Origin of the sequence: Mycobacterium europaeum, from assembly GCF_002102155.1 — a bacterium.
GTDB classification, from domain to species: domain Bacteria; phylum Actinomycetota; class Actinomycetes; order Mycobacteriales; family Mycobacteriaceae; genus Mycobacterium; species Mycobacterium europaeum.
Genome location: NZ_LQOU01000040.1, coordinates 54111 through 74672 on the forward strand (window position 1 = coordinate 54111; position 20562 = coordinate 74672).

The 20562-nt window shown below is 68.0% G+C and carries 19 protein-coding genes; 8 read left to right on the forward strand and 11 right to left on the reverse strand.

Annotated features, from left to right (window positions below):
* Nucleotides 1-40 precede the first annotated feature (40 nt).
* From AWC03_RS18570 to AWC03_RS18590, 5 genes are all read right to left on the reverse strand, one after another.
* Complete coding sequence (locus AWC03_RS18570) at nucleotides 41-1519, reverse strand: glycoside hydrolase family 130 protein (RefSeq protein ID WP_085242182.1); 1479 nt, start codon at nucleotides 1517-1519, stop codon at nucleotides 41-43.
* A complete protein-coding gene (locus AWC03_RS18575; protein WP_085242183.1) occupies nucleotides 1516-2538 on the reverse strand; it encodes a glycosyltransferase in 1023 nt (340 codons plus the stop codon). The genes AWC03_RS18570 and AWC03_RS18575 overlap by 4 nt, the downstream gene beginning before the upstream one ends.
* Nucleotides 2535-3635 carry a glycosyltransferase gene (locus tag AWC03_RS18580; RefSeq protein WP_244275513.1) on the reverse strand — a complete coding sequence of 367 codons (1101 nt, stop codon included), beginning with the start codon at nucleotides 3633-3635 and terminating at the stop codon, nucleotides 2535-2537. The genes AWC03_RS18575 and AWC03_RS18580 overlap by 4 nt, the downstream gene beginning before the upstream one ends.
* Nucleotides 3636-3846: 211 nt before the next feature.
* Nucleotides 3847-4422, reverse strand: coding sequence for a hypothetical protein (locus tag AWC03_RS18585; protein WP_142278432.1), 576 nt, complete (start codon nucleotides 4420-4422; stop codon nucleotides 3847-3849).
* Nucleotides 4423-4550: 128 nt separating this feature from the next.
* A complete protein-coding gene (locus AWC03_RS18590) occupies nucleotides 4551-5378 on the reverse strand; it encodes a GAF and ANTAR domain-containing protein (RefSeq protein WP_085242186.1) in 828 nt (275 codons plus the stop codon).
* 315 nt (nucleotides 5379-5693) lie between these two features.
* Between AWC03_RS18590 and AWC03_RS18595 the strand changes: the two genes are divergently transcribed.
* Together AWC03_RS18595 and AWC03_RS18600 are read left to right on the forward strand one after the other, a co-directional pair.
* On the forward strand, nucleotides 5694-6158 hold the full coding sequence (locus tag AWC03_RS18595) for an STAS domain-containing protein (protein ID WP_085242227.1): 465 nt from the start codon (nucleotides 5694-5696) through the stop codon (nucleotides 6156-6158).
* Complete coding sequence (locus AWC03_RS18600) at nucleotides 6112-9117, forward strand: AMP-binding protein (protein WP_085242187.1); 3006 nt, start codon at nucleotides 6112-6114, stop codon at nucleotides 9115-9117. The genes AWC03_RS18595 and AWC03_RS18600 overlap by 47 nt, the downstream gene beginning before the upstream one ends.
* A gap of 358 nt (nucleotides 9118-9475) precedes the next feature.
* Here AWC03_RS18600 and AWC03_RS18605 read toward each other — a convergent pair whose 3' ends face one another.
* From AWC03_RS18605 to whiB3, 4 genes are all read right to left on the reverse strand, one after another.
* Entirely contained in the window at nucleotides 9476-10129 is a 654-nt protein-coding gene (locus AWC03_RS18605) for a DUF1345 domain-containing protein (protein ID WP_085242188.1), read from the reverse strand.
* A 78-nt stretch (nucleotides 10130-10207) separates the two neighbouring features.
* A complete protein-coding gene (locus AWC03_RS18610) occupies nucleotides 10208-10612 on the reverse strand; it encodes a styrene oxide isomerase (protein WP_085242189.1) in 405 nt (134 codons plus the stop codon).
* A 30-nt stretch (nucleotides 10613-10642) separates the two neighbouring features.
* Entirely contained in the window at nucleotides 10643-11419 is a 777-nt protein-coding gene (locus AWC03_RS18615; RefSeq protein ID WP_085242190.1) for a superoxide dismutase family protein, read from the reverse strand.
* Between the two features lie 76 nt (nucleotides 11420-11495).
* Entirely contained in the window at nucleotides 11496-11804 is a 309-nt protein-coding gene (gene whiB3, locus AWC03_RS18620; RefSeq protein WP_085242191.1) for a redox-responsive transcriptional regulator WhiB3, read from the reverse strand.
* Nucleotides 11805-12159: 355 nt separating this feature from the next.
* Here whiB3 and AWC03_RS18625 point away from each other — a divergent pair, with 355 nt between their 5' ends.
* The 3 genes from AWC03_RS18625 to AWC03_RS18635 all read left to right on the forward strand — a co-directional run bounded on the left by AWC03_RS18625 (nucleotide 12160) and on the right by AWC03_RS18635 (nucleotide 14395).
* Nucleotides 12160-12987 (forward strand): hypothetical protein, encoded by an 828-nt coding sequence (locus AWC03_RS18625; protein WP_090423390.1) that lies wholly within the window; start codon nucleotides 12160-12162, stop codon nucleotides 12985-12987.
* A gap of 90 nt (nucleotides 12988-13077) precedes the next feature.
* Nucleotides 13078-13653, forward strand: a complete 576-nt coding sequence (locus AWC03_RS18630) for a sigma-70 family RNA polymerase sigma factor (RefSeq protein ID WP_085242193.1) — start codon at nucleotides 13078-13080, stop codon at nucleotides 13651-13653.
* Complete coding sequence (locus AWC03_RS18635; protein ID WP_211279253.1) at nucleotides 13640-14395, forward strand: anti-sigma-D factor RsdA; 756 nt, start codon at nucleotides 13640-13642, stop codon at nucleotides 14393-14395. The genes AWC03_RS18630 and AWC03_RS18635 overlap by 14 nt, the downstream gene beginning before the upstream one ends.
* Before the next feature lie 13 nt (nucleotides 14396-14408).
* Here AWC03_RS18635 and AWC03_RS18640 read toward each other — a convergent pair whose 3' ends face one another.
* Complete coding sequence (locus tag AWC03_RS18640; RefSeq protein ID WP_046186907.1) at nucleotides 14409-14816, reverse strand: DUF5319 domain-containing protein; 408 nt, start codon at nucleotides 14814-14816, stop codon at nucleotides 14409-14411.
* A gap of 163 nt (nucleotides 14817-14979) precedes the next feature.
* Here AWC03_RS18640 and guaB point away from each other — a divergent pair, with 163 nt between their 5' ends.
* From guaB to AWC03_RS18655, 3 genes are all read left to right on the forward strand, one after another.
* Complete coding sequence (gene guaB / locus AWC03_RS18645; RefSeq protein ID WP_085242195.1) at nucleotides 14980-16578, forward strand: IMP dehydrogenase; 1599 nt, start codon at nucleotides 14980-14982, stop codon at nucleotides 16576-16578.
* Nucleotides 16579-16585: 7 nt separating this feature from the next.
* Nucleotides 16586-17713 (forward strand): GuaB3 family IMP dehydrogenase-related protein, encoded by a 1128-nt coding sequence (locus tag AWC03_RS18650; protein WP_085242196.1) that lies wholly within the window; start codon nucleotides 16586-16588, stop codon nucleotides 17711-17713.
* Between the two features lie 131 nt (nucleotides 17714-17844).
* Entirely contained in the window at nucleotides 17845-19590 is a 1746-nt protein-coding gene (locus AWC03_RS18655) for a GMC oxidoreductase (RefSeq protein WP_085242197.1), read from the forward strand.
* Nucleotides 19591-19654: 64 nt separating this feature from the next.
* Here the strand turns inward: AWC03_RS18655 and AWC03_RS18660 are convergent, their stop codons facing one another.
* Complete coding sequence (locus AWC03_RS18660; RefSeq protein WP_085242198.1) at nucleotides 19655-20557, reverse strand: TauD/TfdA dioxygenase family protein; 903 nt, start codon at nucleotides 20555-20557, stop codon at nucleotides 19655-19657.
* Nucleotides 20558-20562 lie beyond the last annotated feature (5 nt).

Consider the following 20562-nt stretch of genomic DNA (forward strand, 5'->3'; position numbering starts at 1 on the left):
ATGCGTAAGCGTGCAGGTGTCGTTTGAAATGCCTTGGGCCTCAGCGGCTCAGCACTGTAAGGAGTTCGGGGAGCGGCACGGTGGCGATACCGATGGCGGTGTCAGCGATGCCGTACGGCAGCACCAGGGTGTCGGCGTGGACTAGCGCGCCACAGGAGTAGACCACGTTGGGCACGTAGCCGTCCCGCTCATCCGGAGCGGGGCTCAGCAGGGGCTGCGGTAGCTGACCAAGGATCCGTGTCGGATCGTCGAGATCAAGCAGAATCGCCCCGATGCGGTAGGTGCGCATCGGTCCGACGCCGTGGGTGAGCACCAGCCACCCAGCGTCGGTTTCGATTGGGGGACCGCAGTTCCCGAGTTGTAACGCCTCCCATGCTCGAATCGGGCTCTGGCAGGGGAGTGCGCTCGTCCAAACGGACAGGCGATCGGAGTAAGCAACCGTATTCGATTCGCGATCTGATCTCGACATGGCGGCGAAGTGACCGCGAATCCGGCGAGGAAACAGCGCCAGACCTTTGTTGGCAGCGGCGCGTCCGACGATCGGCGCGGAGGTGAAGGACTGGAAATCCTTGGTCGTGAGGAGTTGTTGGCCGATGTGGGATCCGCTGTAGGCCGTGTAGGTGGCGTAAAACGTGACAGATCCGTCGTCGTCGATGAAACGGACGAAGCGTGCATCCTCCATGCCGCCCTGCTCTGCACCCATCGAGGGCCACAAGACGCGCTCGGAAAGTGTTATGCAGTCCGCGAACTCGACGGCATACGTCCGTTCGGCGATGCTGCAGAATGCGGAAATCGTCTCCTCGGCGTGTGCGCGGGTGCTCAGATGAGTCTGGAGCTGGGCGAGTTGTTGATCGAGAGCAGCCCGGGTGAAGCTCTTGCCGAGCCGGCCGAGGATGTAGTCGGCGACCTCCCCGGCGTCGTCTAGCCGGGTGAGTTCGCTGCGGAAGACGGCCGCGTCGAGGAGCGCAGGCTTGGGCGTTCCGGCGGTGGCGAACGGAGCAGGATCGTCGATCGTGGTGCGGCCGGCTGCGTCGACAACGCCGGTCCGGAACCCGATGGACGAACGGTGTCCCTCACCGATGCCCCGGACGCTCAGTACGAATCGCAGGCTGCCTGCGACGGTTCCAGCCTGGTCGGGATGGGCCACGATGCTGGGGTTACACAACGCCGCACCTTCAAGGGCGTATTCACTCGTGAATGCCGCGCCCAGCAGCAACGTTCGCGCTTCGGAGAGTTCATTGCCGGGGTCCAGCCGATCGGCGAGTTCACGGGCGTGCCGGCGGAACGTGCCGGCAAGATCGCGGTGACGCCCGTCGAAGCGGACGACGACGTCGTCCAGCGAAGACCGCACCTGACCCTCGTCGAGGGCGAGGATTCGCGCCAACACCGCTCCCGCGCGGGACTCCTGGTGTTCGAAACCTTCCTGGCCCGGTACGAAGAGTCGGGTGATGACCCGCGATGGGTTGGCGATGAGCCTTACGGGGCTGCGTGTGACGAACGCAGCCTGCGCGGAAGTCATTGCCGCACAGTCGAGAAGCGTCTGGCGTGCTGCATCGTCGAGAGCACCGCCAGTGTTGACTCCGCGCCCTGGTTGTGGTTCACGCCATCGGCGCGCAGGCCGTCGAAGCCGGCGCCGGTCTCGGGGTCCCACATGAGCTGTTGCGCGTCGTTGACACCCATGAACCAGACCGCAGCGGCCAGGACCCCGTCGGGCCAGATCGAACCGGCGTCAATGGTAGCGGCACGCGCGCACGCGTCGGCGAGGGTGGAGACCTCGATTGGCTGCTGATCGAATGCGGGCTGAGGGTCGTCCGGCCCCCTGCCCGCTGCGGGAGTGGGCGAGAGGTGACCGTCTGCCGTCTCGTATTCGACGAGCCAACCCAGCAGATCCAAGCCCTGGTGCCGCAATGTCGGATCGTCGAGTGCCACGCCCGCCGCGATCATCGCCTCGGCGAGAACGGCATTCGCGTAGGTGAGTCGTGGCTCAGGCCATGGCCAGGCCCCGTCGCCGTTCGGTTTGGCCACGGTCTTGGCGTAGTCGGTGAGGAGTTCGCGTGCGGCCCGCTGCCCGGGGTCGACGGCGAGGAGTTCGGCGGCGCCCAACGCCGCGAAAGCCATCGCCCGAGGCCACGGCGATCGCGCCTTCGCGGCGCGTTCGAACTGAATGACGGCCAACCGGCGAACCAGGCCAACGTCACTATGCGCTGCCGCGGTGCCCAGTCCCCAGATGCTGCGGCCCCAGCTGTCCTCCAGCGAGGGCTCATCCTCCCAACGGCCCTTGCTGTCCATTCGGTTTCGGCAGGGGCCCGCATAGGACTGCGCATCGTTCAGGAACCGCACGGCAACGCCGGCAAGACCCTTCACCTGCCCATCAGGCTCGGGTTCCCGGGTCGCGACGATGAGGACTCGGGCCATGTCGTCGGTACAGTAGCCGTGCTCGCGCCGAGGTTCGGCGAAACGGGCGTGCTCGAACGTTCCGCGGCGATCTGTCAAACGCAACAGGTGGTCGAATCTCGGCTCCGGCGTGGTCGCGGTCATACCGGCGCCCGACGTGTGGCAAGAATCCGTTGTGCCAGAACCAGATAGGCATTGGCCACCACCGGCCAGGCCAGCGTCGGGGCCAACCGGCTGGCCTCCGCGGCCATGGCGCCGGCGAGGCGCGGTTCGGTCAGCACTCGGCGCAGGGCGGATACCAGCGCATCGGAATCGTCGTGATCGACGACGATGCCCGCCCCGCTACCGAGGAGTTCGACGGCGTGGGGGAAGGCGGTGGCGACGACCGGCCGCCCGCTTGCGATTGCGTCGACCAGGACGCCGGAAGTGACCTGATCCCTGGAGTCGTAGGGCAGGACGACCACGGCCGAGGACTGAACCAGCGCAGTCAGCGACGACACGTCGCGGTAGTTGGCATCGAAGCACACCGAGTCCGCTACGCCGGTGCGCCGCGCCTGTTCGGCACGGGCCTCGCGGTATGCCTCACCGTCGACGGCCAAAACCTTTGGGTGCGTCCGGCCGGCAACCAGGTAACGCGGCCGGCCATGGAGTTCATGCAGCGATGCCATCGCCTCGATGACCCGCTCGATGCCCTTCCCGGGACCCAGCAGACCCCACGTCAACAGGGTCGGTCTGCCCGAGCGCAGTACCGACGTGTTTGTCCGGACGATCGCACCATGCGCGATCGTGGTGACTTTTCGGCGATCGACGTCGAAACCGAGGCACAGGCGTTGCCTGGCCGCCTCCGACATGACGACCACCCGAGCCGCCGTCGCCGCGATCGCCTCAAGCACAAAACGCTGATGCGGGGTCGGGTCTTTGAGGACCGTGTGGGCGACCACGATCGACGGGATGCGCAGCCCCCCGATGATGTCCACCACCTCGTCTCCGTCGACACCGCCGTAGATGCCGTACTCATGCTGCACGATCGCGATATCGCTCTCATTCAGCAAATCGGAGGCTGCTGCCACGGATGTCGCGGAACCGTTGACCAGCTCTCCGATCACGCGGGCATCAGAAGATGACGACCCGTCGGCAATCCGCAGGACGCTGACGTCAGATCCATTTGCGCACAACCCTTCCGACAAGGCTGCACTGAACGTCGCCAACCCGCACGGTGTCGGTGGATACGTACTGAGGATGCCGAAACTCGTCGCGCCGCAACGATCTCGCCCAACAAGGGGGGCATTCGATGTTTCAGGGGTGGACAAAGCGCTCAAGGTGATCCCGACGGACGGTTGTCACCGGTGTGTCCGGCGCGAGCGGCTGCTCTGCGAGATCAGCAGCGGACGGCTGACTTCACCACGGACTTGCTGGGTTCCCAACCTCACAAAGGCTACACCCAATGAGCGGCTACCGCGCATTGAGCCCCGCCAGGATGCGCAGGCCGACGGCGTGCCGACTGAGGCCGGCGGCGGCACCTTCAGACGTGAGGTGCCGCTCGGCTTGCTCGGGCGTGTAGCCCTGGCCGATGAGGGCCCCGATTGCCTGGTTGATGATTGAACTCTCGAAAAGATTTGTGGCAGAACACTGCTCGGCGAGGGCTGGCAGGTGCTGATCGAGGACGAAGTCACTCAGCGGCCGGGCGGTGAGCCACGCGAGGTCCGCGGCGAGATCGACAAGGGTTCCTGGCGACCCCGCATACAAGACGAGAACCACAGCGGGGAGAAGACCGACGTCACCGACACCTGACAGCGTCAGCCGCAGCGAGGTGCGGACATCACCCGTCCCTGCACCCTCGACGAATGCGGTGAGGGTGAACGGCGAGTCACTGCCGGCGACGGCCACGCTCAGACCCAGGAAGGTGGGTACTGCTGCGGTGGCATCGGCCGCGAGCTGGCGCAGACTTTGGGCGACATCGACGCCGGGCTCATCCAAAGCCGCAGTGAGAATGCCCAGGTCTGCGGCAAGGGCCGCGGTGAGCTTCACGAGAGGACTGCTCCGCTGTACGCTCCCGAGCGCGATCACCTACCGGCACCGCGCATGGCCAGTCGCTGTGCGCGGTGAGGACCCCGAGACGCGAGTCAGGACCGGTCTCGTGACTAGTTCCTCACCCGTTACGGTACGCCGGCTGGGCTGTCCGGCTTAGGTCGGGCGCGGGCGCGGGCGCGGCGCACCGCTTCGTCGACCAGGTGTTGCGCCACATCGGCCAACTTGCGGTGCTCAGATTGGCTCATCGCCCTCAGCTGGGTGAACGCGTCCTCGGCGCTGCGCCCGGTACGTCCGCGGATGAGGCCAATCGCTTGATCGATCACCGGGCGGGTGGACAACGCCGTCTGCAACTGGACGGTTAGAGCAAGCGCGTCCGCGAGGATCTGCGCGTTGTATACAGCGACAGCAGCTGGTTTGGCGAACAGCTCCCCGAATTCGGCGGCATGTTCATCGAAAACGTCTTTGGCGTAGGCATATACGTTGATCGCCCCGACCACCCGATCAGGCAGCAACAGCGGTAGCGACAGCGCACTGTGCACCCCCAACCTGCCTACGCGTGGACCGAACCGCGGCCACATCTTCTCCCCACCCAACGACCCTGAGCGCACCGTGCGACGTTCCAGCGCCGCGGTGATGCAGGGCCCTTCATTGAGGGTGACATACTGAATTTCATCAATCTCGCTGACAAAGGGAGCGCTGGCCGCCAACGCCGCGACCATGTCGTCCACCCGGTCGACATTCAGCAACGTCACTCCAGCACCGTCGGCTCCTGGTATCGCGCGGACAGCGAACGTGGCTACCTCCGCCAGCAACTCGGGCAAGCGTCGATGACCGGCGACCAGACCCGCGAGATTGCTGATCGCCGCCCGCAAATCGGCGTCATCACTACTGAGCTGCTCCGATGTCCGCGACGCTCGGGGCGGCCCCTCAGTGCCCTCGGTGAACTCCACCATCGCCGGTACCTGTTCCTATCTTGCTGGAGTCCGACATCACCGGCGACCAGCCATGTACCCAGGGCGTAGCCGCCGCGAGATCACTCCCATCCTAGGGCGAAGCCGGCGGGCGCGTCTAAGGCGAAGGTGGCCGGCCACGTCCTGATTTTGGACTCGAGGGCTGCCACCTGCGCGGACGCGCCCAACCGGTGTAGTGTCGTAGCTGCTGAGCATCTCAGCTGGTCCGGACCGGTTTTGGCCGTACGCTGCTGAATCCTAGGAGCGCGTTAGCTCCGAGCCTGACATGCCGGTGATCGTCCGTCCGACGGGGTCACCATGACCGACTCTTTGATGTCCCCTTCCGCCCTGCCGGGTGATGCCATTTCCAGCGCGCCGCGCAAAGGCCAATTGGCGCGATTGGATGCTCACTGGCTGAAGTCGTCGGTGGCCATTGTCAGCGCCGACGGCGACATCGACCAGACGAACGTACGCACCTTCACCGAGTACGCACTCGCCCAGCTGGCGCGCTGCCGTGGGCTGATCCTTGATCTGACCCGTCTGGAATTCTTTGGCGCCGCGGGTTTCTCGGCGCTGCACAGAATCTCGGTGAGCTGCGCGTGCGCTGGACTGGACTGGGCGTTGGTGCCCGGTGCTGCGGTATCTCTGCTGCTACGAATCTGCGATCCGGACGGCTGGCTGCCGGCCGTCAACACCGTCAGTGCGGCGCTGGCCAGCCTCCAAGGGTCGGCGTCCGATGCGGAGCATCCCGAAAAGACGTGTGGTCTCAGTGAAATGGGGTAGCGACCTGATTACCGGTCCCGCTAGCCGGGTGATCGCGACCGTGCAGAACGGTGTCGAGGTGCTGCGGTTCGGTGGCCTCGAGACCGGATCCCGTACGTCGCCGTTTCAGACCGTGGAACGATGCGACATGTACCGGCTTCGACGCTACTTCCCCGATAGCGCGAACGACCCGTCACGGCCAACGGTAATACTTGTGCCGCCGATGATGATGTCGGCCAACGTGTTTGACGTCACCAGAGACCAGGGCGCGGTCGGAGTCCTGCATGATCTCGGTGTGGACCCGTGGGTGGTGGACTTCGGTTCACCGGACCGGGAAACCGGTGGGCTCGAACGCACTTTGAGCGACCATGTCGTCGCGCTGAGCCGGGTCATCGACTCGGTAAACGCCCACACCGGCCGCAAGGTGCATTTGGCGGGCTACTCGCAGGGCGGCATGTTCTGCTATCAAACCGCGGCCTACCGACGTTCCGAGGGCCTGGCCAGCGTCATCACATTCGGTAGCTCCGTCGATTCGCTCAGCGGTCTGCCGTTCGGAATTCCCGCGGCCCTGGCGGGCCGCGGCGCCCAGCTGATCGCCGACCACGTCTTCAACCGTCTCTCGGTGTCCGGATGGATGGCCCGGACCGGGTTTCAACTTCTGGACCCGATCAAGACGGTCCGGGCCAGGTGGGACTTTCTCCGGCAACTCCATGACCGAGAGGCGTTGCTGCCCAGGGAACAGCAACGTCGTTTCCTCGAGGTGGAGGGCTGGGTGGCATGGTCGGGTCCCGCCGTCGCCGAACTGTTACGGCAGTTCGTGGTCCATAACCGCATGATGGCCGGCGGCGCGGTGATCGATGGCACGTTGATCACGCTCGCTGAAATCACTTGTCCGGTCCTTGCTTTCATCGGCGAGATCGACGGCATCGGCCGGCCCGCGTCCGTGCGGGGAATCCGGCGGGCCGCGCCTCGCGCCGGGGTATTCGAGGTGCTTTTGCGCACCGGTCATTTCGGGCTCGTTGTCGGATCGACCGCCGCCACGCAGACGTGGCCCACCGTCGGACAGTGGATGCTGTGGCGAGACGGTCGAGGGCCGAGGCCGGACGGCGTGCATGCGATGGAGGCCGTCCGCGGCGTCGGGATCGACGGCGGTGTCGGGCTGTCGTCGCGTATCGGTCACTCGGCGGGTGCGCTGGCCGAACTTGGCATCGGTGTGAGCCTGGGGTTGACCGACGCCGCGGTGGGGGCGGTGCGCAGCGGCAGGGAGATCGCAGGGGAGGCCGTGCGTACCCTGCCCCGGCTCGCCCGCCTGGGGGGACTGCAGCCCCATACCCGGGTGTCGTTGGGCGGGTTGATGGCCGAACAGGCGACCAAAGCGCCGGAGGAAGAATGCTTTCTCTTCGAGGATCGGGTTCACACCAACGCGGCGGTTGATCACTGCATCGACGACGCGGTGCGCGGCCTCATCGCCGCCGGTATCCGCCAGGGAGCCCACATCGGTGTGTTGATGGACACCAGCCCCAGCGCCGTGACCGCGATCGCGGCACTGTCGCGGCTCGGCGCGGTGGCGGTGCTGCTGCCCCCAGACGCCGACCTCGCCGCCGCCGTCCAGTTGTGCGAGGTGGCCGACATCGTCACGGACCCAAACCATCTGGCGGCGGCCGTCGCGATCGGCGCGAGGGTGCTCGTCCTCGGTCATCGAAGCACCGCGGAGCTCGGCCGGACGGAGTCGGACCAGATCGTCGAGCTAGACCGCCTCGATCCGTCCGCCGAGCCGCTCCCCCAGTGGTATCGGCCGAACCCTGGCCGGGCAAGTGATCTCGCCTTCGTGTTCTTCAGCACGACGGGAGGACGCCGGGTGATCAAGGAGGTCACCAATCATCGGTGGGCGCTGTCGGCCTACGGCACGGCCGCTGCCGCCGCGCTCGGCCGCGGTGACACGATCTATTGCCTGACCCCGCTGCACCATCCGTCGGGTCTGATGGTCGGCCTCGGCGGCGCGATCGCCGGCGGGTCGCGCATCGCGTTGACCCGGGGCGTCGACCCAACGCGGTTCGCCGACGAGGTTCACCGGTACGGGGTGACGGTGGTGACCTACACCTGGGCCATGCTGCTCGAACTGGTGGAGGCGACGTCGCCCGAGCTTGCCGAACATCATCCGATCCGCCTGTTCATCGGAGCCGGGATGCCAATCGGGCTGTGGCACAAGGTCACCGACCGTTTCGCCCCGGCCCGGGTGTTGGAATTCTATGCCTCCACCGAGGGGGACGCGGTGCTGGCCAATGTCGCCGGCACGAAGACCGGCGCCAAGGGTCGGCCGCTGCCGGGCAGCACCGAGATTCGGCTCGGACGCTACGACGCCGCGACGGGCCGCTTCATCGAGGATGACCACGGCTTCGTGTGCCCTTGCGCAGACGACGAGGTGGGCGTGCTGCTAGCGAAGCCGCGCTCCGGACTCGATACCGCACGCGTGTCGATGCGCGGGGTATTCGCCGAGGGGGACACGTGGATCACCACGGACCACCTGTTTCGCCGCGACGGCGACGGCGACTACTGGTTCGTCGACAACAGGAACACGGTGATCCAGTCGAGTCGCGGACCGGTCTTCTGCCAGCCGATCTGCGACGCCCTAGGCGACATCGCCGCGATCGACCTGGCCGTGGTCTACCCCGTTGCGACCGACACGCACGACGTCGCGGTTGCGGCCGTGGCGCTCGACACGGGCGCCACCCTCACCGGGGCTGCCCTGACCACCGCATTATGCGGCCTTCCCCGGGATCAGCGTCCCGCCATCGTCCACATCGTTGACCGCATACCGCTCACGCCCTCCTACCGCCCGCTGTCGGTCGCATTGCGGGAGGCCGGGTTGCCGGGGCCCGGGAAAAGCACCTGGTACCACGACGTCACTGACGGCCAGTACCGACAATCGGCCACCATCGGCCACGAGATACGGCGGCACCTAACCCGGGAGATTGAGTAAGGCGCCCAGTCGGAGTGGTCAGTAGGCCGCGGCGGTGTTGTACCCCGGCAGTCGCCATTTTTGCTGTCGGGCCCATCCGCTGGGCGTGTGCCAACGCACCCTGGGGTTGGCCGGCAAGATTCGTGGCCGACGCCACGTTTGGTGCGGATGGTTTTGGTGCGGCATTCATTCAGCTGATCACGGTGAGCACCTATAGCTGTAATTCCGTACCACCGAGACGGCGATCGTCGACAAGCCCGGTCGACGCCCACGATGACCACCGCCACGGGCATCACGACCACCACCAGAACCGTTTGGGACGAAACACCCCAGGCTCGGTGCCGAGGGTATTTCGTTCTCTGAGCCTGCCGCCATGAGGTCACGACAACTTGGAGCCCAACCCCGCGATCAGGTTGATGGTGACCGCCAGGACGACCGCGCCGAGGAGATAGGACAGCAACGCATGGCGCAACACCGTCGCCCTGATGGATGTCAGTCCGATCTCGGTGTCTGACACCTGATAGGTCATGCCAACGGTGAAAGCCACGTACGCAAAGTCCCGAAAGTTGGGCCGCTCCGGGTCGTGGAAGTTGATTCCACCCGCCTCGTCCGAGTAATACAGCCGCGCGTAGTGGACGGTGAACAACGTGTGTACGGCAAACCAGGATGCGGCGACGGTCAGGACGCCGACAACAGCGGCTTCTACGGCTCCGGGGCCCGAGCGCGACGAGGCGGCTACCACGTAACCGACGCCGCCCAGGCTCGCGACGCTCGCCGACACGATGACCGCGTCGGCTACCCACCGGGTGGGGTCCTCCCTCGTCACGTACTCGCAGGTTTGATCGGCATCCATGCCGCCCAGAAGGATCCGCGTCCACACCACGTAGATGCCAGCGGTAACGATCCAACCGGCGAGCGCGAATCGCCAGCCGACCGTGTTACCCACCCCGAGGGCGACGGCGACTCCGAACACGGCGGCAACCACTATCCGAGCCGCGACCGTGTCGCGAAACAGCTCAGCGAGGGATTTCACAATCCCGACCTAAGCACGTGCACATATCGTCCGGAAGCACGGCCAACACTTCCACGGACACGTCGGGCGAGCGGCCGCCTAACAGAGCCCCACGACGACGATGCCCACACCGACCACGATCGCCACCGCGAGTGACACCAACAGGAAGCTGACGATCCGCTCCTTGGCCGCGGCGGCCTCGTGGTCGGCCGCCGCGATGGGCGCGAGTCTGCGGCCGGCGCCCCAGGCCGCCGCGAGCAGGGTCGCCAGCCAGTTCGCGTAGGCGGAGTAGACGATCAGCACGACCGCCGTGGCCCCCCACGCCGCGGGCAGGCGGATGTGCGGCCAGAGCAGCCCGAGCAGCACGAGGAACATGCCGTTGAGGACTGCCTCGAGGTGGCTCGACAGCGCCATGCGTGGGTTTTTCAGCGCGGGGACGGCGAAGCCGGTGAACAAGCCGAGCAGGAACAGGACCAACCCGAGCATGAACAGCACCTTCTGCATGTCAGCAGGGTAGGCGCCGGACTGCGTGTGTCAGGGGCTGGGCGGAAGGCTTGGCGGAGTGGTCCCCGTCGTGGTCGGCAGCGTGGACGTGGACGGCGGGCCGCTGGTGACCGTGACGGTGCTCGTGCTCGTGCTCGTACTCGTCGACGGCGGCGGCACGGCGGTCGTGGTGGTGATCGTCGTGACGCTGGTCGTCGTCGAGGTGGACGAGGTCGTCGTCGCGGAGGCCGCGGCCAGCACACCGCAGGCCACCCGCTTGCCGGACTCACCGGTGGCGCCGTTGCTCAGGTTGTCCGCGGTCTGGTGGACGATGAGCGCGGTACCCGAGCTGCTGCGCAGGTCCGAGGCCGTCAACAGGTTGGTGGTGGTGACGAGCTTCGCCGAGCCGTCGTTGCGCACCTGCAATGCGGTCAGGTCGCCGCTGGCCGGGAAACCGGTGTGATCCGGCGCCTGGTAGACGCTTCCCGCGGAGTCGAAGTCCCCGGTCGAGCCCCCCGCGGGCGGGGCCGAATTGGCCTCGCACTTGCCCACGGAATGGATTTCCAGCCCGTGGAAGCCGGGACTGAGAACCTGGTTGGGTCCGGTCTCCACGGTGACCGTGGCATAACCGTTAGCGAAATCGATGGTGGCGGTGCCGACCTGGTTTCCGTCGGCGCTCTTCAACTGCGTCGTCATCCGCTCCGTGCCGGGCGGCGCGCTCGAGGACGTCGAGCTGGTGGCCTGGCCACCCTGCTGATTTGCGCATGCGGCCAACGGCGCAACGGCTGCGGCAAGCATTGCGGTCGCGAAGGATACGCCCCTTTTCATGGGCCGGGCCTACCCGCATTGGCCGCAGCCCAAACGGGCCGGCCGCGCACGGCGGCAGGCCCGCTCGGGCCCGGGCTCAGGCCGAACGGCGGATGCCGCGGGTGCGGCCGATGTCGCCCTTCAGCAGCAGGTCGCGCTCCGACTCGGACAAACCACCCCAAACCCCATAGGGCTCACCGACTTCCAGCGCATGGGAGCGGCAGGCCTCGATCACGGGGCACCGCCGGCACATCTCCTTGGCGCGCTGCTCGCGCTGCATGCGGGCGCGGCCGCGCTCGCCGTCGGGATGGAAGAACATCGACGAGTCCACGCCACGGCACAAGCCCTGAAGTTGCCAGTTCCAGATGTCGGCGTTGGGTCCAGGTAGCTGCTCCAGCTGTGGCATTGGTGTTTCCCTCTCTGCACGGCACGCCCAGTAAGGTCATGATCGCGAAGCGATTGTGCAACTGAAAATGAAGCGGCGTCACCGATGACTACCCGTCATGCGTAGACGTTAGGGCGGACGGCGAATTTGCGTCAATAGCCACTTAGCCCGACAAAGTATGTAATGGTTATAAAAGAATTAACGTCGCGTTCATCTGCCGCCCGAAGACGAAACGCGCACCGTGCTATCAGGCACTTGACCGAAACAAGATTTCCCAGCTCACGGGCCAAGGGGCAGCCAACCGCGATTAGTACAGGACCTATCGTGATTAACAGTTCGGTAACGCGAACAGCACAAACTGTTTACTCCCATCGTGGTGATTGAAACTCGTCACACTTCCGTGATTGGGCAAACGTTGGCCGCCGCCGCCTTCGGTGACCGGCCCGGGACTTGGCCGCTGCCGTCGGCGCAAACGCCGCGCGACTTGTGGCTGCGGGCCGTGGCCGCGGGCGGGCAGGGCCACTACGGCAGCGCCTACCGCGATCTGGCGGTGCTGCGGCGCAGCGCCCCCGCCGGTCCGCTGGTCTCCCTGGCCCACAGCACACAGGGATCCTTTCTGCGCCAACTCGGTTGGCATTCCGTGGCGCGCGGCTGGGACGGCCGCGCCCTGGCGCTGGCGGGTGGGGGCGACGACGCCGCCGAGGCGCGGGCCGACGCCCTGATCGGGTTGGCGGCCGACGCCTTGGGTGTCGGCCGTTTCCCGGCCGCGGCGGCACTGCTGGCCCGCGCGGACACCGAGCTCGGCGCCGCCCCGGTGCCCGACCGGCAGCCGGTGCGCCGCGCGTGGGTGGCCGCCGAGCTGGCGATGGCCCGCGGCGACGGGGCCCTCGCCGTCCGGCAGGCCAACGAAGCGGTGCAACTCGCGGGAGCCATGGCCATCCCGTCGGAGCGGCACGCGGTCAAGAGCCAGGTGGTGCTGGCGGCCGCCCTGTGCAGCGCCGGGGCCGTCCAGCGCGCCCGCGCGGTGGCGGAGGCCGCCGCGGACGCCGCGGGCGCGCTCGGGCTCGTCCCGCTGCGGTGGGCGTTGGCGTGCTTGCTGATTGATGTCGGTAGCGTCACGTATTCGACACAACAGCTGCGCGAAATTCGCGATGTCTGCGCAGGCCAAGTGCGGCGCGCCGGTGGGACGTGGCGTTCCGCTTGAAATGGCCCTGTGCCCGTTATTGTCATTTAGTTAGTTAGCCCGGTTAGCCCGCGATGTGCCCGGTTCGTAACGTTGGAGATACCGCCGTCGATGACAATTCAAGGGGATCGTCTCGACGCCGTGGTGGCCAAGGCCGTGGCGGGGGACAGCAACGCACTACGGGAGGTGCTGGAGACCATCCGTCCGATTGTCGTGCGATATTGCCGCGCGCGGGTCGGGACAGTCGAGCGGGGTGGCCTGTCAGCGGATGATGTGGCACAGGAGGTGTGCTTGGCGACTATCACGGCGCTGCCGCGTTACCGGGACCGGGGACGTCCCTTTCTCGCCTTCCTGTACGGCATCGCGGCGCACAAGGTCGCGGACGCCCATCGCGCCGCCGGCCGCGATCTGTCCTACCCCACCGAGGTGATCCCCGAGCGCTGGTCGTCCGAAGCGGGCCCGGAACAGCGGGCCATCGAGGCGGATTCGGTCAGCCGGATGAGTGAACTGCTGGAAATCCTGCCCGCCAAGCAGCGGGAGATCCTGATCCTGCGTGTCGTCGTCGGCCTGTCCGCCGAGGAGACCGCGTCCGCCGTCGGCAGCACCACCGGAGCGGTCCGGGTGGCCCAGCACCGCGCGCTGTCGCGGTTGAAGTCCGAGATGATCGCGGCAGGTGACTGTGCCTGAACCCCTGGACGAATTCGCCCGCACCGATCTGCTCCTCGACGCACTCGCCGAGCGGCGTCCGGTGCACGTGGGTGACCCCGACGTCGACGCGATGGCCACCTTGCTGGAGGACTGGCGCGACAACCTGCGGTGGCCGCCGGCCAGCGCGCTGGTGTCGGCCGAAGAGGCGGTCACCGCCCTGCGCACCGGGTTGGCCGACCGCCGCCGCGGTCGCCGCGGCCTCGCGACGATCGGTTCGGTGGCCGCCGCGCTGCTGGTCCTGAGCGGCTTCGGCGCGATGGTGGTCGAGGCCCGCCCCGGGACGACGCTGTACGGGATGCACGCGATGTTCTTCGACCAGCCCCGGGTCAACGAGAAGCATCAGGCCCTGCTGTCGGCCAGGGCGGACCTGGCCAAGGTGCAGGAATCGATCGACCAGGGCCGCTGGGACGAGGCCAAGAATCAGCTGACCGAGGTGAGCAGCCTGGTCCAGTCGATCGACGACCCGGCCGGCAAACAGGAGCTGACCAATCAACTGAAGCTGTTGAATCTCAGGGTCGCGTCGCGCAACCCCCACGCGACGCTGCCGCCCCCGGCGAACACGCCGTCGGCCTGGTCGACACCGCCCACCCCGGTCCCGACGGCGGCCGCTACGCCGTCCGAGGGTTCCCCGGCCGCGTCAGCGACGCCGTCGCCGAGTCAGTCGTGGAGCAAGCACCGGCATCATGGCCAGACTTCAACGGTGACGCCGAACACTCCCTGACGGGGCCCAGCCGTTAGCGGCGGTAGCCGTCGGCGTCTGAGGTGGCCTCGTTGAGCGAGGCGTCCGCGTATCCCCGGCAGTAGTCCCACGTGACGTAGGCGTCCGGTTCGGGGTCGTAGGCCGGCTCGTGCGGGCGCACGGTGCCGTCGATCAGCAGCTGCAACAGGTTCGCCCGGAGCATGTCCCAGTCGTGGTAGTGGTCCTGCTGGCATTCGTCGCAGCACACCACCAGCCCGCGGATGCCCTTGTGCGCCAACAGGGCTTCGTACACCGCCAGGTCGGCGAGGTCGGCCTCGACCGCCATCCGCTCCTGGGCGTCCAGGGGCTGCCCCGGCTCTACGGCTTCCAGCGCCGCCGACGGATCGCAGGGGTCGTCGGCGAAGGGATCGGGTGGCAAGCCCGGCGGGAGGTGATCGCGCACGCACACTAGCCTACGCAGCCGGGCCCGGATAACGCCAGCAGGCAGGCCGCCCGCCGTTTCCGTGCGGGTTGGCCGCCGCGGCGCGCCCCGGCAAGCGGTGGGACGGGGTGGCCGAGCCGATAGGATGGGGTTCTCGCGCCGCATCGTATGGAGGGCCCCACCGATGACCCGTGGCATGTCCCACCTGGAAGACAGCTCCGACCTCGTCGGCGGCCCCTACATGCGCGATCCACGCATCGGCGGGCTGGTCGACGACCCGGTGCCCACCGGGGGTGACAACCCGCACAAGGTCGCGATGCTGGGCCTCACCTTCGACGACGTCTTGCTGCTGCCCGCGGCTTCCGACGTAGTCCCCGCCAGCGCGGACACGTCCAGCCAGCTCACCAAGAAGATCCGGCTCAAGGTGCCGCTGGTCAGCTCGGCCATGGACACGGTCACCGAGTCGCGGATGGCCATCGCGATGGCCCGGGCGGGCGGCATGGGCGTGCTGCACCGCAACCTGCCCGTCGCCGAACAGGCCGGCCAGGTCGAGATGGTGAAGCGCTCCGAGGCCGGTATGGTGACCGACCCCGTCACCTGCCGCCCGGACGACACCCTGGCCCAGGTCGACGCGCTGTGCGCCCGCTTCCGCATCTCGGGCCTGCCGGTGGTCGACGACACCGGGGCGCTGGTCGGCATCATCACCAACCGCGACATGCGCTTCGAGGTCGACCAGACCCGCAAGGTCGCCGAGGTGATGACCAAGGCCCCGCTGATCACCGCCCAGGAGGGCGTGAGCGCCGACGCCGCGCTGGGGCTGTTGCGGCGCAACAAGATCGAGAAGCTGCCCGTCGTCGACGGCCACGGCCGGCTCACCGGGCTGATCACCGTCAAGGACTTCGTCAAGACCGAGCAGCACCCGCTGGCCACCAAGGACAGCGACGGACGGCTGCTGGTCGGCGCCGCGGTCGGCGTCGGCGGCGACGCCTGGGTCCGGGCGATGATGCTCGTCGACGCCGGGGCCGACGTGTTGATCGTCGACACCGCGCACGCGCACAACCGGCTGGTGCTCGACATGGTCGGCAAGCTCAAGGCCGAGGTGGGCGAGAAGGTCGAGGTGATCGGCGGGAACGTCGCCACCCGCTCCGCGGCCCTGGCGCTGATCCACGCCGGTGCCGACGCGGTCAAGGTCGGCGTGGGGCCGGGCTCGATCTGCACCACCCGGGTGGTGGCCGGGGTCGGCGCGCCACAGATCACGGCGATCCTGGAGGCCGTCGCGGTGTGCGGGCCGGCGGGCGTGCCGGTGATCGCCGACGGCGGGCTGCAGTATTCCGGCGACATCGCCAAGGCGCTGGCCGCCGGCGCCTCCACGGCCATGCTGGGCTCGCTGCTGGCCGGCACCGCCGAGGCGCCCGGCGAGCTGATCTTCGTCAACGGCAAGCAATTCAAGAGCTACCGCGGCATGGGTTCGCTGGGCGCGATGCAGGGCAGGGGCGGGGCGAAGTCGTACTCCAAGGACCGCTACTTCGCCGACGACGCCCTGAGTGAGGACAAGTTGGTGCCGGAGGGAATCGAGGGCCGGGTGCCGTTCCGCGGCCCGCTGTCCTCGGTGATCCACCAGCTCACCGGCGGCCTGCGCGCCGCGATGGGCTACACCGGCTCGGCCACCATCGAGGCGCTGCAACAGGCGCAGTTCGTCCGGATCACCTCGGCCGGGCTGCGCGAAAGCCATCCGCACGACGTCGCCATGACCGTCGAAGCGCCGAACTACTTTGCGCGCTGAGGGCGGCATGGTCGAGATCGGCATGGGCCGTAACGCCCGTCGCACCTATGAGCTGAGCGAAGTCAGCATCGTGCCGTCGCGGCGCACCCGGTCGTCGCAGGACGTGTCGACCGCCTGGCAGCTGGACGCCTACCGGTTCGAGATCCCGGTGGTGGCCCACCCGACCGACGCGCTGGTGTCCCCGGAGTTCGCCATCGAGCTCGGCCGCCTCGGCGGGCTGGGCGTGCTCAACGGCGAGGGGTTGATCGGCCGGCACGCCGACGTGCAGGCCAAGATCGCCCAGCTCGTCGAGGCCGCCAGCAAGGAGCCCGAACCGTCGGCGTCGATCCGGCTGCTGCAGGAACTGCACGCCGCGCCGCTGAACCCCGACCTGCTGGGGTCCGCGGTCGCCCGCATCCGGGAGGCCGGGGTGACCACGGCGGTGCGGGTCAGCCCGCAAAACGCCCAGGCGCTGACCCCGGTGCTGCTGCAGGCAGGCATCGACCTGCTCGTCATCCAGGGCACCATCGTGTCGGCGGAGCGGGTGGCCAGCGACGGGGAACCGCTGAACCTCAAGACCTTCATCTCCGAGCTCGACGTCCCGGTGGTGGCCGGCGGGGTGCTCGATCACCGCACCGCGCTGCACCTGATGCGCACCGGCGCCGCCGGCGTCATCGTGGGCTACGGCTCCACCCGGGGCGTGACCACCAGCGACGAGGTGCTGGGCATCAGCGTGCCGATGGCCACCGCCATCGCCGACGCCGCCGCCGCGCGGCGCGAATACCTCGACGAGACCGGCGGCCGTTACGTGCACGTGCTGGCCGACGGCGACATCCACACCTCCGGCGAGCTGGCCAAGGCGATCGCCTGCGGGGCCGACGCGGTGGTGCTCGGCACGCCGCTCGCCGAATCCGCCGAGGCCCTCGGCGAGGGCTGGTTCTGGCCGGCCGCGGCGGCGCACCCGTCGCTGCCGCGCGGGGCGTTGCTGCAGATCGCCCTCGGCGAGCGCCCGCCGCTGCAGCGGGTGCTCAACGGGCCCTCCGACGACCCGTTCGGTTCCCTCAACCTGGTCGGCGGCCTGCGCCGGTCCATGGCCAAGGCGGGCTATTGCGACCTCAAGGAGTTCCAGAAGGTCGGGCTGACGGTCGGCGGCTGACGGCCCGGGGGTCGCTCCGCCGAGCGTGCAGCTAGCCTCACATTCGGCGCCCAGTGTGCGGCTGGGCGCGCACTCGCGGCGGGGCCGGGGGCCGCTGGCTAGTTACCTGTGAGTAAGGCCATACTGGTGCGATGAGGCCGGATTACGACGTTCTGATCATCGGTTCGGGGTTCGGGGGCAGCGTCAGCGCGCTGCGGCTGACCGAAAAGGGCTACCGCGTAGGCGTATTGGAGGCCGGGCGGCGGTTCGCCGACGAGGACTTCGCCGAGACGTCCTGGGACCTGCGCAAGTTCCTGTGGGCGCCGAGGCTGGGTTGCTACGGCATTCAGCGCATCCACCCGCTGCGCAACGTGATGATCCTGGCCGGAGCCGGGGTGGGCGGCGGCTCCCTCAACTACGCCAACACGCTCTACGTGCCGCCGGAGCCGTTCTTCAAGGACCGACAGTGGTCGCACATCACCGACTGGCGCGACGAGTTGATGCCGCACTACGAGCAGGCGAAACGCATGCTCGGGGTGGTCACGAACCCCACCTTCACCGACGCCGACCGCATCCTGAAGGAGGTCGCCGACGAGATGGGCTGCGGCGACACCTTCGTGCCCACCCCGGTCGGGGTGTTCTTCGGCCCCGACGGCAGCAAGACGCCGGGCAAGACCGTGCCGGACCCGTACTTCGGTGGCGCGGGACCGGAGCGCACCGGCTGCCTGGAGTGCGGTTGCTGCATGACGGGCTGCCGCTACGGCGCCAAGAACACGCTGCTGAAGAACTACCTCGGCCTAGCCGAATCGGCTGGGGCGCAAGTGATCCCGATGACCACGGTCAAGGGCTTCGGTCAGCGGTCCGACGGGATGTGGGAGGTCCGCACCGTGCGCACCGGCAGCTGGCTGCGCAGGGACCGGCGCACCTACACCGCGACGCACCTGATCCTGGCGGCGGGCACGTGGGGCACGCAGCACCTGCTGTTCAAGATGCGCGACAAGGGCAAGCTGCCGCGGCTCTCCGAGAGGCTGGGCGTGCTGACCCGCACCAACTCCGAGTCCATCGTCGGCGCCGGCAAGCTCGAGGTCGACCCCAACCTGGACCTGACGCACGGGGTGGCGATCACGTCGTCGATCCATCCGACCTCGGACACCCACATCGAACCCTGCCGCTACGGCAAGGGCTCCAACGCGATGGGCTTGTTGCAGACGCTGATGACCGACGGCCCTGGGCCCGAGGGGCCCGATGAAACCTTCGTGCCGCGCTGGAAGCAGTTGCTGGACCAGGCCCGCGAGGACCCGCGCCGCATGATGCGGATGCTCAACGTCCACCAGTGGAGCGAGCGCACCCTGATCGCCCTGGTCATGCAGCACCTGGACAACTCGATCACCACTTACACCAAGCGCGGGAAGCTCGGCATCCGCTGGTACACCAGCAAGCAGGGACACGGGGAGCCCAACCCGACCTGGATCCCGGTCGGGAACAGGGTCACCCGGCGCATCGCCGAGAAGGTCGACGGCGTGGCCGGCGGCACCTGGGGCGAGCTGTTCAACATCCCGCTGACCGCGCACTTCCTCGGCGGCGCGGCGATCGGCGACGGCCCCGAGCACGGCGTGATCGACCCCTACCACCGGGTCTACGGCTACCCCACGATGTTCGTGGTGGACGGCGCGGCGATCTCGGCGAACATGGGCGTCAACCCGTCGCTGTCGATCACCGCGCAGGCCGAACGGGCCGCGTCGCTGTGGCCGAACAAGGGCGAGAGCGATCAGCGCCCGCCGCAGGGCCAGCCGTATCGCCGGTTGGACCCGATCGCGCCGGAACACCCGGTCGTGCCGGCCACCGCGCCCGGTGCGCTGCGCTGGTTGCCGATCACGCCGGTGTCCTCGGCCGGCTAGCTGCGCCTAGCTCGCGATCGCCTCGCTGGTTGGTCGGTCGGCGACCCGCCGCGCTCGGCTGCGCCTAGCTCGCGATCGCCTCGAGGGGTGCGCCGCTGACCACGCGGCTGCGCTGTCCGTGCACGTCCACGGGCACGTCGCCCATCAGCGTGACGCGGTGCATCAGCCGGGGCTGGTCGTCGTAGTCGTCGATGGCCCGGTGCTGGGTGGCCCGGTTGTCCCAGATGGCGACGTCACCCGGTGCCCAGTTCCAGCGAATCGTGTTCTCCGGCTGGGTGATTCGCCGCTGCAGCAGTTCCAGCAGCACGCTTGATTCGTAGCTGTCCAGGCCGACGAAGCTGCGCACGAAGTCGCCGGCCAGCAGGGTGCGTTCGCCGGTCTCCGGGTGCACCCGCACCACCGGGTGTTCGGTCCGGAAGTCCGGCTTCTCGAAGGCCTGGCGGAACGCGCGCTGCGCGTCGCTCATCGCCGGCACGGATTCGCCGGTCACGTAGTCGTAGCGGTTGGTGTGCAGCGCCCACAGGTCTTCGACCAGGCCCTTGAGCGCCTCGGGCAGGTGCTCGTAGGCGGCGGCGGTGTTCGTCCACAGCGTGGAGCCGCCGTAGCGGGGCAGGGTGACGGCGCGCAGGATCGATGCCGCGGGGTAGTTGGCGACGAACGTGACGTCGGTGTGCCAGCGGTTGGCCTTGCCGTACTCGGAGTTGATCGGCGTGATGACCGGCGCGTTCTTGGCGGCGAGCACCTCGGCGGCCGGGTGGCCGACGGGCGTGCCCAGCAGGCCGGCGAAGGCCAACTGCGCCTGGTCGTCGAGGTGGTGCTGGTGGCGGAAGAAGATCACCTTGTGGGCCAACAGCGCCTGGCGGATCTTTTCGATCGCCTCGGGGGCGAGGTCGCCGCCGAGGCGCACGCCGTCGATCCTGGCGCCGATGCGGCTCCCCAGCTTGGTGACTGTGATCTGACCTGTCATTTTCT

Coding starts and splice junctions, on each gene's coding strand:
- AWC03_RS18570 (WP_085242182.1), bottom strand. CDS start 1,519: ATGACTTCCGCGCAGGCTGCGTTCGTCACACGCAGCCCCGTAAGGCTC.
- AWC03_RS18575 (WP_085242183.1), bottom strand. CDS start 2,538: ATGACCGCGACCACGCCGGAGCCGAGATTCGACCACCTGTTGCGTTTG.
- AWC03_RS18590 (WP_085242186.1), bottom strand. CDS start 5,378: ATGGTGGAGTTCACCGAGGGCACTGAGGGGCCGCCCCGAGCGTCGCGG.
- AWC03_RS18595 (WP_085242227.1), top strand. CDS start 5,694: ATGACCGACTCTTTGATGTCCCCTTCCGCCCTGCCGGGTGATGCCATT.
- AWC03_RS18600 (WP_085242187.1), top strand. CDS start 6,112: ATGCGGAGCATCCCGAAAAGACGTGTGGTCTCAGTGAAATGGGGTAGC.
- AWC03_RS18610 (WP_085242189.1), bottom strand. CDS start 10,612: ATGCAGAAGGTGCTGTTCATGCTCGGGTTGGTCCTGTTCCTGCTCGGC.
- AWC03_RS18615 (WP_085242190.1), bottom strand. CDS start 11,419: ATGAAAAGGGGCGTATCCTTCGCGACCGCAATGCTTGCCGCAGCCGTT.
- whiB3 (WP_085242191.1), bottom strand. CDS start 11,804: ATGCCACAGCTGGAGCAGCTACCTGGACCCAACGCCGACATCTGGAAC.
- AWC03_RS18630 (WP_085242193.1), top strand. CDS start 13,078: ATGACAATTCAAGGGGATCGTCTCGACGCCGTGGTGGCCAAGGCCGTG.
- guaB (WP_085242195.1), top strand. CDS start 14,980: ATGACCCGTGGCATGTCCCACCTGGAAGACAGCTCCGACCTCGTCGGC.
- AWC03_RS18650 (WP_085242196.1), top strand. CDS start 16,586: ATGGTCGAGATCGGCATGGGCCGTAACGCCCGTCGCACCTATGAGCTG.
- AWC03_RS18655 (WP_085242197.1), top strand. CDS start 17,845: ATGAGGCCGGATTACGACGTTCTGATCATCGGTTCGGGGTTCGGGGGC.
- AWC03_RS18660 (WP_085242198.1), bottom strand. CDS start 20,557: ATGACAGGTCAGATCACAGTCACCAAGCTGGGGAGCCGCATCGGCGCC.